Source organism: Neobacillus driksii (assembly GCF_013409995.1).
GTDB lineage: Bacteria > Bacillota > Bacilli > Bacillales > Cytobacillaceae > Neobacillus > Neobacillus driksii.
Window position 1 is genome coordinate 510,701 of record NZ_JACCBX010000003.1, and the last position, 14,891, is coordinate 525,591.

Annotated in this window: 21 protein-coding genes; 3 read left to right on the forward strand and 18 right to left on the reverse strand. The window is 37.8% G+C overall.

Annotated features, from left to right (window positions below; genetic code table 11):
• Nucleotides 1-28: 28 nt before the first annotated feature.
• Entirely contained in the window at nt 29-853 is an 825-nt protein-coding gene (gene comER, locus F4694_RS08890) for a late competence protein ComER (RefSeq protein WP_179596924.1), read from the forward strand.
• Nucleotides 854-906: 53 nt separating this feature from the next.
• Here the strand turns inward: comER and F4694_RS08895 are convergent, their stop codons facing one another.
• Genes F4694_RS08895 through F4694_RS08930 form a run of 8 tightly spaced genes read right to left on the reverse strand, consistent with a single transcriptional unit; the run spans nt 907 to nt 5,939 of the window.
• Nucleotides 907-1,662, reverse strand: a complete 756-nt coding sequence (locus F4694_RS08895; protein ID WP_179596926.1) for a class I SAM-dependent DNA methyltransferase — start codon at nt 1,660-1,662, stop codon at nt 907-909.
• Nucleotides 1,659-2,015, reverse strand: coding sequence for a ribosome silencing factor (gene rsfS, locus F4694_RS08900; RefSeq protein WP_179596928.1), 357 nt, complete (start codon nt 2,013-2,015; stop codon nt 1,659-1,661). The genes F4694_RS08895 and rsfS overlap by 4 nt, the downstream gene beginning before the upstream one ends.
• Nucleotides 2,016-2,018: 3 nt before the next feature.
• On the reverse strand, nt 2,019-2,585 hold the full coding sequence (yqeK, locus tag F4694_RS08905) for a bis(5'-nucleosyl)-tetraphosphatase (symmetrical) YqeK (RefSeq protein WP_179596930.1): 567 nt from the start codon (nt 2,583-2,585) through the stop codon (nt 2,019-2,021).
• The gene (locus F4694_RS08910; protein ID WP_179596933.1) at nt 2,575-3,144 is read right to left on the reverse strand and encodes a nicotinate-nucleotide adenylyltransferase; all 570 of its coding nucleotides are present in this window, start codon (nt 3,142-3,144) and stop codon (nt 2,575-2,577) included. Before F4694_RS08910 ends, yqeK begins: the two co-directional genes overlap by 11 nt.
• A 16-nt stretch (nt 3,145-3,160) precedes the next feature.
• The gene (gene yhbY, locus F4694_RS08915) at nt 3,161-3,451 is read right to left on the reverse strand and encodes a ribosome assembly RNA-binding protein YhbY (protein WP_179596935.1); all 291 of its coding nucleotides are present in this window, start codon (nt 3,449-3,451) and stop codon (nt 3,161-3,163) included.
• A gap of 1 nt (nt 3,452) precedes the next feature.
• Nucleotides 3,453-4,283: a shikimate dehydrogenase gene (gene aroE / locus F4694_RS08920; RefSeq protein ID WP_179596937.1), complete on the reverse strand. Its 831-nt coding sequence runs from the start codon at nt 4,281-4,283 to the stop codon at nt 3,453-3,455.
• Nucleotides 4,284-4,310: 27 nt separating this feature from the next.
• Entirely contained in the window at nt 4,311-5,393 is a 1,083-nt protein-coding gene (gene yqeH, locus F4694_RS08925) for a ribosome biogenesis GTPase YqeH (protein WP_218895590.1), read from the reverse strand.
• Between the two features lie 30 nt (nt 5,394-5,423).
• Nucleotides 5,424-5,939, reverse strand: a complete 516-nt coding sequence (locus F4694_RS08930; RefSeq protein ID WP_179596941.1) for a YqeG family HAD IIIA-type phosphatase — start codon at nt 5,937-5,939, stop codon at nt 5,424-5,426.
• A 423-nt stretch (nt 5,940-6,362) separates the two neighbouring features.
• On the opposite strand from F4694_RS08930, the gene F4694_RS08935 reads away from it, so the two are divergent.
• Nucleotides 6,363-6,503, forward strand: a complete 141-nt coding sequence (locus F4694_RS08935; RefSeq protein WP_045517793.1) for a sporulation histidine kinase inhibitor Sda — start codon at nt 6,363-6,365, stop codon at nt 6,501-6,503.
• 54 nt (nt 6,504-6,557) lie between these two features.
• Here F4694_RS08935 and F4694_RS08940 read toward each other — a convergent pair whose 3' ends face one another.
• Nucleotides 6,558-7,358, reverse strand: a complete 801-nt coding sequence (locus F4694_RS08940; protein ID WP_179596943.1) for a phosphatidylserine decarboxylase — start codon at nt 7,356-7,358, stop codon at nt 6,558-6,560.
• Between the two features lie 129 nt (nt 7,359-7,487).
• Between F4694_RS08940 and pssA the strand changes: the two genes are divergently transcribed.
• Nucleotides 7,488-8,027, forward strand: coding sequence for a CDP-diacylglycerol--serine O-phosphatidyltransferase (pssA, locus tag F4694_RS08945; RefSeq protein WP_179596945.1), 540 nt, complete (start codon nt 7,488-7,490; stop codon nt 8,025-8,027).
• Between the two features lie 75 nt (nt 8,028-8,102).
• Here the strand turns inward: pssA and F4694_RS08950 are convergent, their stop codons facing one another.
• The 9 genes from F4694_RS08950 to F4694_RS08990 all read right to left on the reverse strand — a co-directional run bounded on the left by F4694_RS08950 (nt 8,103) and on the right by F4694_RS08990 (nt 14,868).
• Nucleotides 8,103-9,902 carry a M3 family oligoendopeptidase gene (locus F4694_RS08950; RefSeq protein WP_179596947.1) on the reverse strand — a complete coding sequence of 600 codons (1,800 nt, stop codon included), beginning with the start codon at nt 9,900-9,902 and terminating at the stop codon, nt 8,103-8,105.
• Between the two features lie 116 nt (nt 9,903-10,018).
• The gene (locus F4694_RS08955) at nt 10,019-10,180 is read right to left on the reverse strand and encodes a hypothetical protein (protein ID WP_179596949.1); all 162 of its coding nucleotides are present in this window, start codon (nt 10,178-10,180) and stop codon (nt 10,019-10,021) included.
• Nucleotides 10,181-10,291: 111 nt separating this feature from the next.
• The gene (sigK, locus tag F4694_RS08960; protein ID WP_179596951.1) at nt 10,292-11,008 is read right to left on the reverse strand and encodes an RNA polymerase sporulation sigma factor SigK; all 717 of its coding nucleotides are present in this window, start codon (nt 11,006-11,008) and stop codon (nt 10,292-10,294) included.
• Nucleotides 11,009-11,545: 537 nt separating this feature from the next.
• Nucleotides 11,546-11,689: a YrzI family small protein gene (locus F4694_RS08965; RefSeq protein WP_179596969.1), complete on the reverse strand. Its 144-nt coding sequence runs from the start codon at nt 11,687-11,689 to the stop codon at nt 11,546-11,548.
• A 25-nt stretch (nt 11,690-11,714) separates the two neighbouring features.
• Nucleotides 11,715-11,855: a YrzI family small protein gene (locus tag F4694_RS08970; protein ID WP_179596971.1), complete on the reverse strand. Its 141-nt coding sequence runs from the start codon at nt 11,853-11,855 to the stop codon at nt 11,715-11,717.
• Nucleotides 11,856-11,885: 30 nt separating this feature from the next.
• The gene (locus tag F4694_RS32635; protein ID WP_218895569.1) at nt 11,886-12,086 is read right to left on the reverse strand and encodes a YrzI family small protein; all 201 of its coding nucleotides are present in this window, start codon (nt 12,084-12,086) and stop codon (nt 11,886-11,888) included.
• Between the two features lie 348 nt (nt 12,087-12,434).
• A complete protein-coding gene (locus F4694_RS08980; protein ID WP_179596975.1) occupies nt 12,435-12,683 on the reverse strand; it encodes a YrhC family protein in 249 nt (82 codons plus the stop codon).
• 127 nt (nt 12,684-12,810) lie between these two features.
• Nucleotides 12,811-13,944, reverse strand: coding sequence for a bifunctional cystathionine gamma-lyase/homocysteine desulfhydrase (locus tag F4694_RS08985; RefSeq protein ID WP_179596977.1), 1,134 nt, complete (start codon nt 13,942-13,944; stop codon nt 12,811-12,813).
• Nucleotides 13,945-14,868 carry a PLP-dependent cysteine synthase family protein gene (locus tag F4694_RS08990; protein WP_179596979.1) on the reverse strand — a complete coding sequence of 308 codons (924 nt, stop codon included), beginning with the start codon at nt 14,866-14,868 and terminating at the stop codon, nt 13,945-13,947. It abuts the gene before it with no gap.
• Nucleotides 14,869-14,891 lie beyond the last annotated feature (23 nt).

Sequence of the window (14,891 nt, forward strand, 5' to 3'; positions counted from 1 at the left end):
GAATCTGCAGCGAAGGAGGGTCGGAATAATGAAAATAGGTGTCATTGGTACCGGTAATATGGGGACAGTTTTGATTGAGGCTTTGATCGATGGAAAAGCAGTTTCCCCTTCTTCAATGGTTATAACAAATAGAACAAAAACAAAAGCGATGCTGCTTAAAGATAAATATAAGGGTATTAGGGTTGGGGAAAATGCAGCTGCAGTCGCATCTCAATCCGATTTAGTGTTCATTTGTGTTAAACCCTTGGATGTATATAAAATTCTTGATGAGATTAATCCCCATTTGAATAATAAGAAATGCATCATATCGATCACTAGCCCTATCGATACAAATCAACTTGCTGCTAAAACCATTAGTTCAGTAATTAGGGTTATTCCGAGCATAACAAACCGTGCATTAGCGGGAGTTTCACTTATAACGTTTGGTGATCAGTGCAGTGATATTTGGAAAACAAAAGTGGAGAGTCTATTTGCGAAGATATCGGTACCAGTAACGATTGATGAGAAAATAACAAGAGTGGCATCTGATATTGTCAGCTGTGGTCCAGCATTTTTCAGTTACCTGCTCCAACGGTTTATACTCGCAGCTGTAAAAGAAACGGAGATTGATCAAGAGACGGCGACAGTGATGGCGAGTGAAATGATTGTTGGTCTCGGGGAGTTAATTAAACAAGGGCATTATACATTACCTTCATTACAAGAAAAAGTTTGTGTTAAGGGCGGCATCACAGGTGAGGGCATTAAAGTAATGGAGGAAGAGCTTGGAGAGGTCTTTGAACATGTTTTCCAAGCAACACATTCAAAATTTAATGAAGACCTTGAGAAGGTTAATTTACAGTTCTATAAGCATTAATTCGCTAAAAAATAACAAAATCCTTTATAAGTTTCAAAAAAAGCCATCTTTTTTTAATAAGATGGCTTTTTTGTTGCAACAAAAAAAATTCTTTCTGATTGTTCCTGTGGTTCTTTATTCTCGAAATCTGCACTGATTTCCAACAATTCAAAACCTGCTTGTGCTAACCATTCTGAATACTGACGAACTGGGTATGTTCTTTGAAAATGAAGTTCATCAAAGCGATCATACTTGCCAGAGTGTTCATCTAATACAAAAAAACTTAATTCATGTTCTACACTATTAGGTAAATCTCCAGCAAAGCTGTTCCAGATATACGACAAGTGTTCCTCTGCCAATGTAAAGCTTTGGTTAATAAATACCTGGGAAACTTTATAAATAGAATGGACATCAAAGAAGAATAGGCCGCCATCCTTAAGGTGATTATAGCTACTTTTAAACGTATGTATCACATCGTCATCAGATTGCAGATAATTTAATGAATCACAAAAAATACCGATAATATCAAATTCTTCGTGTCCTTCTAAACTTGCCATGTCCTGTTCAAAAAAAGGAATTTGCAAACCCTGTTCCTGCGCTTTTGCCTGAGCAACCGCGAGCATATCAGCGGACAAGTCTACACCTGTAACCGAAAAGCCCTCCTTGGCGAGACGAACGGAGAGCTCTCCAGTACCACAGGCAAGATCAAGCAGACTTTGACCACCTGCTTGATATTGGTCCATTTTTTCTTTTACAAATCTTACCCATTCATCATATGGAGCATCTTGCATGAGCTCATCATATAGATAGGCAAACTGCTCATAGCTCATGTTGTCAGCTCACTATGAATATCCTCTAATGGCGCATCGCCCCATAAGCGTTCTAATTTGTAGTAACTTCTTTCATCACGGTGGAATACATGGGCAACCACATCTCCAAGGTCAATTAAAATCCACGTCGCTTCATCAAAGCCTTCCATTCTTCGCACATTATATCCGTTTTCTTCAGCTTTTTCTTTTATTTCTCTTGCAATCGCCTGAACTTGTTTGTCGGAGTTTCCGTGACAAATAATAAAATAATCGGCAATTAACGAGATTCCCTGCATATTGAGTGCTAAAATGTCTTCAGCTCTTTTATCATCTGCAGCTTTTACAGCAATTTTTAATAATTCTTGATTAGACATTAATCAATCCTCCTGTCTCATTACGAGATCATTATATGTTTTAAAGCTATCCGGATAAACCGGTTGATTCTTTTTCATTAAGAATAGTATGGTATTTTTAACCGCTTGTATTAACGCGGTATTCAAATTTTCTTTGGCTAAGGCTCTAACCTCATCCACTCCTGGAAAATGTCGGCCTGGTTCAATATAATCTGCTAAATAAATTATTTTTTCTAACAGAGTCATTCCTGGCCTTCCAGATGTATGGTAACGGATCGCGTCAAGCACTTCCTTATCCTTTATTCCCGCTTCGAGTTCCACCAAGTAGGCTCCTGCAGGTGCATGCCATAATTCTGCATGATAATGGAGTAAATCTTGAGGGAAATTTTGGTTCAGAATAATTTGCCTCATTTCATCCTTAGAGCGAAATTTAGCATAGTCATGAAAGATTGCAGCTGTTTCTGCCTTTTTTTCATCAGCACCATATTGTTTCGCTAAAGAAATGGCAGTTTCCATTACACCTAATGTGTGCTGAAATCTATGGTCAGTCAACTGTTCTTTTACAATTTTTAATGCTTGTTCACGTTCCATATAAATGATTCTCCCTAATAAAGTCAATGACAGGATCGGGTAATAAATAACGTACCGTCATCCCTTGCTGTACTCTCTCTCTTATCATGCTTGACGAAACATCAAATGATGGTACATCCACGTAAATAATAGGATAATCGGTTTTAATGCTATACTCCGGTCTTTCAACACCAACAAATCTCACAAGCTTAATTAATTCGTCAATTTTATGCCATTTAGGCAAATATTCAATCATATCTGCACCAATAATGAAGTAAAACTGATGATTTGGATATCGTTCATTCAATATCTTCATAGTATCGACAGTAAACGATGGACCTGATCTCTCCAACTCATTTTTTTCAATTCGGAAGGATGAATTCCCCTTGATAGAAAGCTCAAGCATTTGCAGCCTGTCTATATTCTCAACTGACTCCGATTTCTGTTTATGAGGAGGCTCTTGGTTTGGCATAAACCAAACCTCATCTAGATTAAGTTTGGAGAGTACCTCATTAGCAATTAACAAATGTCCGTAATGAGGCGGATCAAAGGTCCCTCCCAAAATCCCAACCTTTGTCATGACGAAACCTCCTGTACTATGGAAGTGAAATTTGTTTCTTTTCTACCGACTCTTTATAAAGTACGATCGTATTTCCAATAATTTGAACGATTTCAGCACCTGTTCCTTTAGCAAGCTGCTCTGCCACAACATCTTTATCTTCTTCACAATTTTGCAAAACACTTATTTTAAAAAGTTCTCTCGCCTCTAAGGCGTCGGCTACTTGCTTAATCATATTTTCATTTACTCCGCCTTTTCCTACTTGAAAAATCGGATCTAAATGATGGGCTTTCGACCTCAAAAATCTTTTCTGTTTACCTGTTAACATTTCACGCCTCCAACTGTCTTAATACATTTTCTCTCATTCTTTTTACATCAGGGAAAATTCCTGTCCATTTTTCAAATGCCAAAGCACCTTGATAAACGAACATTTCAACTCCATTTTGGACGGTTGCACCCTTTTTCCTTGCTTCCTTTAAGAATTGTGTTTCTAGTGGGTTGTAAACAATATCACAAACCAATGCTTGGTTATTTAATTTCTTTAGACTAATGGGTGTTTCTAACACATTAGGGTACATGCCTATCATTGTTGTTTGAATTACTACATCATATTCATTCAGTTGAACCTCTGCCTCGTCTAAAGATAAGGCTCTAGAATTCGATTCAAATGGGCATGCCTTGATTAACTCTGTCGCTTTTATGACCGTTCGATTGGTAATATCAAGTGCAAGAGGCTTCATTTTCGCCATCGTAAAATAAATCGCCCTTGCAGCCCCTCCTGCCCCTATAACTAAGACCTTCTTGTCTGAAAAGGATGAGATATATGGTTCCAAACCTTTAATAAATCCATATCCATCCGTGTTATAGCCGACTAGTTTCCCGTTATCATTAACCACCGTATTTACTGCACCAATACTCAATGCCAAATCATCCACACTATCTAGAAAAGGGATAATCGCGCTTTTATGTGGAATTGTTACGTTAAATCCTGAAATCCCAATTGCCTTCAACCCTCTAATAGCTATTTCTAATTCCTCTGGACTTACTTTAAAAGGATGATAATGGGCATCGATTTCATAATAGGATAATACATCATTAAGCATAATTGGTGACATTGAATGACCAATTGGATACCCCAAAACCGCAAAAAGTTTCTTCACCTGGATCCCCCCATTTCCATGTCTTAACTAGATTAAGGATTTTCGCGTCAAGGTTTGCACACCTTTTGGTACATATGCTGCAACCTTTACTCCCGGCTCGTTAACGGTGACCCAGCCAAGTCCAGAAAACACAACATCCGTTTTCGCTTCCTTAATCGTAAATTCTTGTCTTACAAGCTCAGGAAATGAATCTAATTCATCCTTTCGAGGTGGAGCTAGCAGTTCCCCAACATGGTTTCGATATAATTCATCGGCATTTTCTATTTTGGTACGATGAATATTAATTTCATTTGAAACATGACAAACAAATGAATTCCTGTCACCACTTATAAAGTCAAATCGAGCTAATCCCCCAAAAAACAGAGTTTGTCCTTCATTTAATTGAAACACCTTTGGTTTTATCTCTTTTTTTGGAGTAATAATTTTTAAATCCTTTTTATCAACATAATGGGCCATCTGATGGTGATTGATGATTCCAGGTGAGTCAATCAGTGCTTTGCCATCCTCAAGTGGTATTTTAATGATGTCTAAAGTGGTACCAGGAAAATGTGATGTAGTGATAATATCACCTTCACCAGTAACCTCTTTGATGATTCTATTTATAAATGTAGATTTCCCTACATTTGTACATCCTACCACATAGACATCTTTTCCATTTCGCATTTCATCTATTGCCGCCGCTGTTTCTTTGATATATTTGCCTTTCTCTGCACTAACTAAATAGACTTCCTCAGGTCGTAGTCCTAACTCTTTTGATTCCTGTTTCATCCAATGAATCAATTTGTTATGTTTCACAGATTTAGGTAATAGGTCCACCTTGTTACCAACTAGGACGATTTTGTTATTGCCGACAAATCGGTGTAACCCTGGCAGCCAGCTGCCATTAAAGTCGAAAATATCAACAATCATAACAATTAATGCATCTGTTTGGCCAATGCCATTCAAAATTTTCAAGAAATCGTCATCTGTTAAACTGACATCCTGAACCTCATTGTAATGTTTAAGTCGAAAACAGCGCTGACAAATAATACTATCCTTTTCGAGCGCTGATGACGGCGCATATCCTAATTCCGCGGGGTTTTCAGTTTGGACCTTAACACCGCAACCCATACATAAATATTGCTCTTGTTCACTCACACTTTAATCCTCCCATTGAATCATGCCTTTTCTTCTGAACCAATTCAAAATTCTCCGCTCCGCAAAACGGTTGAATTTAGTAAAAAATCCATCTGTTTGCGCAACCGGAACAACAAGAATTGTATGAAACCCGCTTCGATTTCCACCTAAGACATCCGTTAATAACTGATCCCCAATAACAACTGTTTCCTCTTTCTTAATTCCCATTTGGGAAAGCGCCTTATTAAACGCGCGCACTAGGGGCTTCCGCGCTTGAAATATAAATGGAATTTGTAATGGATCCGAGAATTCCTTCACACGGTTTTCATTATTATTAGAAACAATTGTAACGAGTATATTATGTTTTTTTATTTGTTCAAACCATTTAATGAGTTCAGGTGTGGCATTCGGTCGATCCCATTCCACAAGCGTATTATCTAAATCCGTAATAATACCCTTAACCCCTCTTTCTTTCAGGTCTTCAGGTTTAATATCTAAAATGCTTTTTACATGCTCATCAGGTAAGAAAATTTTTAACACCAAGCTTACACCTCATTAATTCATCTGTTTATCTGTACCATCATAACCAATTTTAACCGTAGTATCAAAATAAAACTATTATCGTTGTTTGGTTTTATTATTTGTCAAAGTTCGACATTCTTACAAAGATGTGTCGCCTTTTTACTATAAATATGAAATATAATAAATATTTTTCGACAAAATCAAAGCATTTTCCCTTCTGTGGATAAAGTTATTAACATTATACCCATTGTTTCAAGTACTTTTTTATACTTTATAAACAAATTAGTCACAAGTTATCCACTGTAAATTGTGAATAATTGGAAAGGTTGTCCTATCGAATTTAATTTGGTAGATTTAGGGTACAACAATTGAACCTACCATTTTATGCTTCAATTATACATTTTAGTACCATTTATTTTTCTTATGGAGGTGCATTCTGGTTTGCGTAAACTGTCAGATGAATTACTCATTGAATCCTACTATAAAGCAAGAGAATTAAATCTAAGCCCCGAGTTTATACATCTAATAGAAACAGAAATTCATCGTCGATCCTTATTCAACAAAATGAAAATTTCTTCATAAAAAGATAATCCATAAATGCCCCTTGAGGGCTTTTTCTTTTTTATAAGTGCGGCACTAATAAGCGCCGCTATTTTCATTTACAAGGACTCCAATTTTTTCACCAATTCGAATATCCTTTGGTGTATGGATAGAGGAATCTAATTTGAAAATCCCCTTCTCAAACAACAAAACGACTGTGGAACCGAAACTGAAGTACGCCATTTCCTCACCTTTTTGCAGATGCATTCCTTGATGAGTTTTTTCAATCGAGTTTACAAACATGGCTCCTACTTTCACAATCGCAATATGCCCTCTTGCTGTATTCACTTCTGTAATCATTCGATAGTTTTTCGCTAACGTTCGGACCCCATACTTTAAACCCATTTTATTAACAGGGTATGACTTTGAGCCAAGCGCCCACTGTTTTACGATTGCACCATCTGCAGGACTATGAATCCGATGGTAATGACTCGGACTTAAATAGAGCACCATATATGTACCATTTAAATATTTCGTAACAGTATGTTCGCTTCCAAGCATTTCTTGAATGGAATATGACTTGCCCTTGACGAGCATTTCACTTGTTTCATTTATGGACCCGACATCCTCTATTACTGCATCCACTGGACTTACTACCGAATTTTCATTTTTATCAACCAATCTTACTTCCTTTTTTAAAGTCCTGATAAATAAATCGTGCAGTGTGGGATATTCATTGAGGGCTTTTTCCATTTCATTCTGATTTAATTTATAAATCTTCGCGAAGGAAGGAACTACAAATCTGCTAACCCTCGAGCGTGCAAACCGCCTTAAAATGAACGATGACCATCTTCCATTTGTTAGTTCTATCATTAAACGATATACATGCTTTAACATTACATGACCCCCAAAAAGTGTAAAAATACTCTTTACGAAACGACTAAAAAAGCTTAATATTAAATAAATAGAGTTAGGAAAATAAATAAAGTTCTCTTCCTACTTGTTGAGAAGGAGTGGTGGAGCTAAATGTTTTTATTAGACGTTTTTGATTCGACAATTAAGAAACTGAAGTCTCAAACAGCGAATGTTATTACCTTAACGAATTTATCCTTTGGTGGTTTTGCGATCATTTTTGCACTGGAAGGAAATTTACGACTAAGTTTGCTGCTAATTTTTATTGCTGCTTTAGCTGATCGTTTTGATGGAATGGCGGCAAGAAAATTTAATATCGAGTCAGAGCTAGGCAAACAATTAGATTCCATGAGTGATATTATATCATTTGGAGTCGCACCAGCACTATTACTATATCAAGGAATTTTAAATGAATTCGGCGGACCTGGATCGTTCTTTACCGTCTTCTATATCGGCTGCGGTGCTTTCAGATTGGCACGCTTCAATATTACCGAAAGCAACGGGTATTTTACTGGTTTACCAATCACAGCTGCAGGCTGTTTAGCCACCTTAAGCTTTTTAGCTATCCCTTACGTCCCAGCTCAAACCTTTTTATTCATTATCATCATTCTATCATTCCTAATGGTTAGTCCATTTAAACTGAGGAAAATGTAAAAAAGAAAAGCGGGAGCGCCCTAGGCGCTGGAGTTATACAAGCAAAGCCCAGCAGATATCTGCTGGGCTAAAATGTTATTTATTTGCTGTTAATTGAAGGAATTCCTCTATATCATCAATACAGATTTTGACTGCCTTTTCCCAGAAATCCTTTTGGACTAAATCCACTTGTAAGTGCTTAGCCGCCAAATCCTCAACCGTCATTGAAGCGGTATCTCTTAATAAAGAAATATACTTTTCTTCGTATCCTGTACCTTCCTCAAGCGCCTGCGCATAGATTCCAAGTGAAAACAGATAACCAAATGTATACGGGAAGTTATAAAACGGCACGCCTGTAATAAAGAAATGAAGTTTGGACGCCCAAAATAATGGATGATATTCGTCTAAAGCATCACAATAAGCTTCCTTCTGAGCATCCTCCATTAATACGTTTAACGTTTCAACGGACACTGGACCACGCTTTCTTTCCTCATAAAAACGTGTCTCAAATAAAAAGCGCGCATGGATGTTCATTAAAAGAGCAACCGTTCTCTGGATTTTATCATCTAGTAAAGCAAGTTTCTCTTCTTCGTCCTTGGCATTTTTTACAGCCGCATCAGCAACAATCATCTCCGCAAAGGTCGATGCCGTTTCGGCCACATTCATGGCATACCCACGGTTAAGATAATGTACACCCTTCATCGCATAGGAATGGAAACCATGACCCAGCTCATGAGCCAGTGTAGAAACATTCGAAGGAGTACCTGAATAAGTCATGAAGATACGCGATTCTTCACTTTCAGGGAACCCAGTACAGAAACCGCCTGGTGCTTTCCCCGGACGATCCTCCGCTTCAATCCATTGATTTTCAAACGCCTTCTTAGCAAAAGCAGCCATTTTTTCACCGAAAAGAGCAAAGTTTTGTTCAATGAATTCTGCACCCTCTTGGTAAGAAACCTTGGACTCCGTTTTTCCATATGGAGCATCTAAATCAAACCAGCTTAACTTTTCGAGACCTAAAAGCTTAGCTTTACGGTTTAAATATTCTACAAGCGGCTGCTTATTTTCAGATATTACCGCCCACATTGTCTCTAATGTTTCTTTTTTCATTCGGTTAATACTCAATGGTTCTTTTAATACGTCTTCCCAGCCGCGTTTTTGATAAACATTTAACCGGAAACCTGATAAATGATTTAATGTTTTTGCTAAATAATCCGCTTGTTCATTCCAAGACTTTTCCCAGCTCTTAAATACTTCTTTGCGTACTGCCCGATTTGAACTGGCAAAACGATTGGCCGCCTGCCCTACGGAAAGTTGTTTTACCTCACAATTTACCTCAACGGAAACCTTTATTTTACTAACAATGAGATCATATAATTGGCCCCAGCTATGATAGCCATCGACACCTAATGCACTGATTAATGCTTCTTCCTCAATTGAAAGCTTTTCTTTTGCCCTCTCGCGTCTTTCTGTCAGCGAAAAGGTCAACTCTGATAAGTATTTATCTTCTAACACTTGTGCCCATACCTCATCATTGATGGATGATAAAAGATTATCAAATGCACTAAGCGCAGATTGAAATGCAGCACTAAGCCCTGTTACCGTCGCTTCAAGAGCATATGCCTTTTTATCTTCTGTATTTTGAGCTTGCAGGCAGCCTACAAATGCCGCAGCTTGGCGAAGCTTTTTACCAGCTGTTTCAAAATCTGATAAAAGCTCCTTCAAATAAACCCTATCCTCTGCTGAATTTAGCGGTTTCCAGTTATGTACTTTTGTTTTAAAGAGGTCAATTAATTCCCCTGTTACCTTTAAGTGTTCTGCCAGTTCAGCTGAATCGCTTCCACCTTTAAAAAATACTTCAAGATTCCAAACGTCTGAATATGTAGTGGCTGTCATCCTATTCCTCCCTTGAATATGTACTTTTTCATTATAATATATTTTTTGAATAATTCTATTATTAGCGTTTTAAACAAAAAATAGCTTGTGCCAGGAGTGCACAAGCATCTTTATTCTTAACAGCAGGTTGTATAGTACCACCAGCCACCGAAGATGAGCACCAATATCAGTAAAACGATAAAGAGTGCATACCATCCTCCTCCACCAGTTGTATAGGGAACAGGATAAACTGGATAAGGGGCTGGGCAGCAACAAAAATTTTGATAACCATATGACACATGAATACCCCCTTTTCCTTTTATAATAGGTTATGTCCCGGTTTTGTGACATGTATAGGCACAAGCCGTTTTAACGAGAAAAAAGAGCCGGAATAATCTCCGGCTCTCAACTTAGTTCTTCTTCTTACGCTCTTTCTCAGCTCGATAAAATTCATGAAACATCTTCATTAATGCTCTTTTTTCAATCCTCGAAACATAGCTTCGAGAAATACCCAATTCCTTCGCAATTTCTCGCTGTGTCTTTTCCTTTTGAAGGTCAAGACCAAAACGACCTACGATTACTTCCTTCTCTCTGTTATCAAGGACATCGATATATTTTCGAATTTTTTCTAGCTCCATGTTTAACTGGATGGTATCAATCACATCTTCTGATTCCGATTTCAGTACATCAATTAGTGAAATTTCATTACCTTCTTTATCCTGTCCAATCGGATCATGTAACGAGACATCCTTTTTAGTTTTCTTTAGAGCTCGCAGGTGCATGAGGATCTCGTTTTCAATACATCGTGCTGCATAAGTCGCAAGCTTTGTTCCTTTGCCTTCTGAATAGCTCTCAATGGCTTTAATTAATCCAATGGTTCCGATTGAAATCAAATCCTCTGAATCTTCCCCAGTGTTTTCAAACTTTTTGACGATATGAGCTACAAGCCGCAAATTATGTTCAATTAACATATTACGAGCATGTGGGTCCCCTTCCGCCATTAACCGTAAATATTTCCTCTCATCTGCAGCAGAAAGGGGCTGCGGAAAAGCATTGTTTTTTACATAAGAGACAAGAAATAAAAATTCCTTAATGAGATAACCAAGTGCTGTGAAAATGCCTGCCATGCACATACACCCCCGTGCTTTTTTGGGCTTTGCCTATAACTAATTCCTATGTTAGAAACAGTCCAATTGTGTCTGTCCAAGACATTTATTTGAAAATAAAGCCTTTTATCATACATATAAAAAAAGCATTGACCTCTTTAAAAGATCAATGCCGACTCATTATTCTACACTTAGTTCTGCTGATATTACACAGCTAATTGCCCCAGTTATGACCAAAGCCATTACGACCATGAACATCTTCTCCACCCCTTTAGATAGACCCTTTTATCTACTTCGAATTTATCATATTTTGACGGTATCTACCTTCAGGGGATGTGAACATTTTGTTAACAAAAAAATTTAGTTCTTATCTATCATTTTTGAATTTCTTTTTCGTTTTTAAGAAAAGAAATAATAAAAAGTTGTGTACAGGCATTTTGAGCTACCTCCTTAAATAGGCTAACTAGGTGGAATCCTTCATACTCCATAAGCTTGCTCCACGGTCTTGTAATAAATAAATCATTGTAAAACCACCCTTCTTTTTATTATTGTTAAGCCTTAATACATAATGCGATGAACAGAAATTTGACGATCTTTTGTTGTTTCATATATTTTTTTGATTTGTTCTTGACGAGACGCTTCTTCGATACTCATCTTACGTTTTTTGATGGTAATCGATAAAAATAAAATATTTAAGGTCATGACTATCACCTCCCATAAAGGGTTATTACATTAAATGATAAGCTGTAACTTGACGGTCTTTGTGCTGATCATACAGCTGCTCAACTGTTTCATTTCGTATCGCTTCTTCTAGACTTTCTTTACGTTTCTTAACTGTAATTGAAAAAAACAAAATATTAAGAGTCATTTAGATACACTTCCTTTTTTGAGGGTTAATTTATAGTAAATGATAAACTGACAGTTGACGTTCCTTGTTTTGCTCATAAAGTTTTTCAATCATTTCATTTCGTTCCGCTTCCTGTAGGCTTTCTTTGTGTCTTTTGAATGTAACTGAGATAAAAAATATATTTAGGGTCATCCTTATCACCTCTATTCCTTTTATAACTAAATCTGTTAATAATATCCATTTAATGAGCACAAAAAGGCCGCAAGAAATTACTCCCTTGCGGCCAGTTTTTAGGCACAAAAATACCGCAGGGCGCGATTCTCCCTGCGGCATGGATATGTATAGTTAACCAGAATTAGTTAAGCAATCCATTCCCGTTGGTCGAATGCAAATTATTTACATATGCAGTTGTAATCCAAGTAACATTGCTAGTGACTGCAGCTTTTAACTTCATCATCATTTTCTTCGACCTCCTTCGGAATTTTTTACTAACTACGGTAATTATATCCATCAACATATCCTTTGTAAACCACTTTTTTGAATTTTTTTTAAAAATAGTTAATTTGCCTGCAAAAAAAATAAACGTTCATAAGGGAACGTTTATCGCTGGTTACCATCTTCCATATCCATAAGTTTTATCTGGCACTGTTTCGATTGAATAAAAAGTAAAATCGAAACCGCTAAAAAGGACATCGAAGCGATCATCATTATATTTACATCCATCTCACTCTTTGTGTCGGACGGAATAATTACACCTAAAAAGAAAAATACACCGACAGCGAGTAATACGACAGCAAATTGTCTAAAATCAACCATTTTTTCGTAAATCTTCTTTGTCTGTTTGTCCACTGTAGGTCACCTGCTTTTCTTAAAATCTACTAAGCTACTTTAACACAAAAAACAGCTTAAATGTGGATGTAAATTTTAGAAAAACAGAATAAAAATGATCCGGCGTAAAAGCCGGATTGGATTCCTATTATTCTAATGCCTGTTTTAGATCTTCTATCAAATCCTCTACATCTTCAAGACCAACTGAAATTCTCACTAATCCTTCTGTTATCCCTAATTCTGCTCGTCGTTCTATAGGAATGGAAGCATGAGTCATTCTTGCTGGTACGGAAATAAGACTTTCAACCGCACCTAGACTTTCCGCCAAAGTAAAATAATGAATCTTACTTAGGAGTTTATCTGCATTTTCTGCACTTCCCACATCAAATGAAACCATTCCTCCAAAACCTCTTACCTGTTTTTTTGCAATGGAATGATTGGGGTGTGTTTCCAACCCGGGGTAATATACTTTCTTGACTGCAGGATGTCCTTGTAGGAAATCAACAATAGAAGCCGTATTCTTTTCGGTTTCTTCCATCCGGATACCTAGAGTCTTAATACCCCGAATTAAAAGCCATGAGTCTTGTGGTCCTAGGACGCCTCCAGTTGAGTTCTGGACAAAATGAAGGTCTTCAGCAAGCTTCTTACTATTAACCACCGCTAACCCCGCTACAACGTCGCTGTGTCCTCCTAAATATTTTGTTGCACTATGAAGAACAATATCAGCACCAAGCTCAATTGGATTTTGCCAATAAGGCGTCGAGAAGGTATTATCAACGATTGTCAACAGCCCAGATTCTTTGGCAAGTTTCGCCACTTGTTCAATATCAGTAATTTTTAAAAGTGGATTTGTTGGTGTTTCCAAATGGATCGCCTTGGTATTTGGTTTTATTGCACTCATAACAGCCTCTAGATTACTGGTATCAACGAAAGTTGAATCTATTCCTAAACGGTTTAATACCTTCGTCATAACACGAAACGAGCCGCCATACACATCATCTGTTAGAATCACATGATCTCCACTATTAAAGAGCATCATGACAGCAGTCATAGCGGCCATTCCTGAACCAAAGGCAAAACCCGCTTCACCACCCTCAAGATCCTTAATCAGCTCTTCAAGGGCAAATCGAGTAGGATTACCTGTTCTTGAATACTCATAGCCTTTGTGGCCGCCAACGCCTTCTTGCTTATAGGTGCTTACTTGATAAATGGGGAAAGAGACTGCACCTGTTGCCGGGTCGGTACTAATACCGCCATGAATTAATTTTGTTTTTCTTTTCACCTAAATCCCCCCTTCATAAATCTTCTTACTTAAATAGCGTTCACTTCCATCCGGAAAAATAACGACAATATTCGTCCCGACTTTGGCACCTTCTGCTTCCAACATGGCGGCCATAAATGCCGCTCCAGATGAACTGCCAACTAATAGACCTTCCTTTGCTGCTAATTCTTTCACAAACCCAAATGCATCCTCATCAGGAATTGTATGAATCGCATCAAAATAATCTGGATCCATATAATCAGGTAGAAATTCCATACCAATTCCCTCCGTTTTATGAGGGCCTGATTCACAGCCATTTAATATTGAGCCTTCTGGTTCTACAATAACAGTCTTTATGGCTTTATTCTGGTCTTTTAAGTAACGCGCAGTGCCCATAAAGGTTCCGCCTGTGCCAGCTCCAGCAACAAATATACTTATATTTCCATCCATTTGCTCCCAGAGCTCAGGTCCTAGTGTTTTATAATAGGTTTCAGGATTAGCTGGATTGCCAAATTGCTGCGGACAATAAGATCCAGGGATTTCTTTAAGCAGTTCCTCCGCTTTCGCGATTGCTCCCTTCATCCCCTTTTCAGTTGGCGTATGAACAATTTTTGCTCCTAGAGCTTTCATTAATTCTTGTTTTTCAATACTGAACTTTTCAGGTACACATAAAATAACCTGTACCCCTTTGTTTAGTGCGGCAAGCGCTAATCCTATCCCTGTATTCCCGGCTGTCGGTTCTATCACCGTTCCCCCCGCTTGAAGCTTTCCACTTTCAAAAGCCTCTCGTAAAAGCTCTACACCAAGACGATCCTTAACACTGCCGCAAGGATTCATGAATTCCAGCTTAGCAAAAATGCGCACGCCTTTCGGCAGTAAAAACTGAGTAATTTCCACCATAGGTGTGTGCCCAATCAATTCATGTACATTTTTGTAAACTCTCACTGCCACGCCACCACTTTCTGGCT

Coding starts and splice junctions, on each gene's coding strand:
- yqeH (WP_218895590.1), bottom strand. CDS start 5,393: ATGGGTTGCGGTGTTAAGGTCCAAACTGAAAACCCCGCGGAATTAGGA.
- F4694_RS08965 (WP_179596969.1), bottom strand. CDS start 11,689: ATGACCTTAAATATTTTATTTTTATCGATTACCATCAAAAAACGTAAG.
- F4694_RS08970 (WP_179596971.1), bottom strand. CDS start 11,855: ATGACTCTTAATATTTTGTTTTTTTCAATTACAGTTAAGAAACGTAAA.
- sigK (WP_179596951.1), bottom strand. CDS start 11,008: ATGGCAGGCATTTTCACAGCACTTGGTTATCTCATTAAGGAATTTTTA.
- comER (WP_179596924.1), top strand. CDS start 29: ATGAAAATAGGTGTCATTGGTACCGGTAATATGGGGACAGTTTTGATT.
- yqeK (WP_179596930.1), bottom strand. CDS start 2,585: ATGGAACGTGAACAAGCATTAAAAATTGTAAAAGAACAGTTGACTGAC.
- F4694_RS08895 (WP_179596926.1), bottom strand. CDS start 1,662: ATGAGCTATGAGCAGTTTGCCTATCTATATGATGAGCTCATGCAAGAT.
- pssA (WP_179596945.1), top strand. CDS start 7,488: ATGTTTTTATTAGACGTTTTTGATTCGACAATTAAGAAACTGAAGTCT.
- yhbY (WP_179596935.1), bottom strand. CDS start 3,451: ATGTTAACAGGTAAACAGAAAAGATTTTTGAGGTCGAAAGCCCATCAT.
- F4694_RS08910 (WP_179596933.1), bottom strand. CDS start 3,144: ATGACAAAGGTTGGGATTTTGGGAGGGACCTTTGATCCGCCTCATTAC.
- rsfS (WP_179596928.1), bottom strand. CDS start 2,015: ATGTCTAATCAAGAATTATTAAAAATTGCTGTAAAAGCTGCAGATGAT.
- F4694_RS08940 (WP_179596943.1), bottom strand. CDS start 7,358: ATGTTAAAGCATGTATATCGTTTAATGATAGAACTAACAAATGGAAGA.
- F4694_RS08950 (WP_179596947.1), bottom strand. CDS start 9,902: ATGACAGCCACTACATATTCAGACGTTTGGAATCTTGAAGTATTTTTT.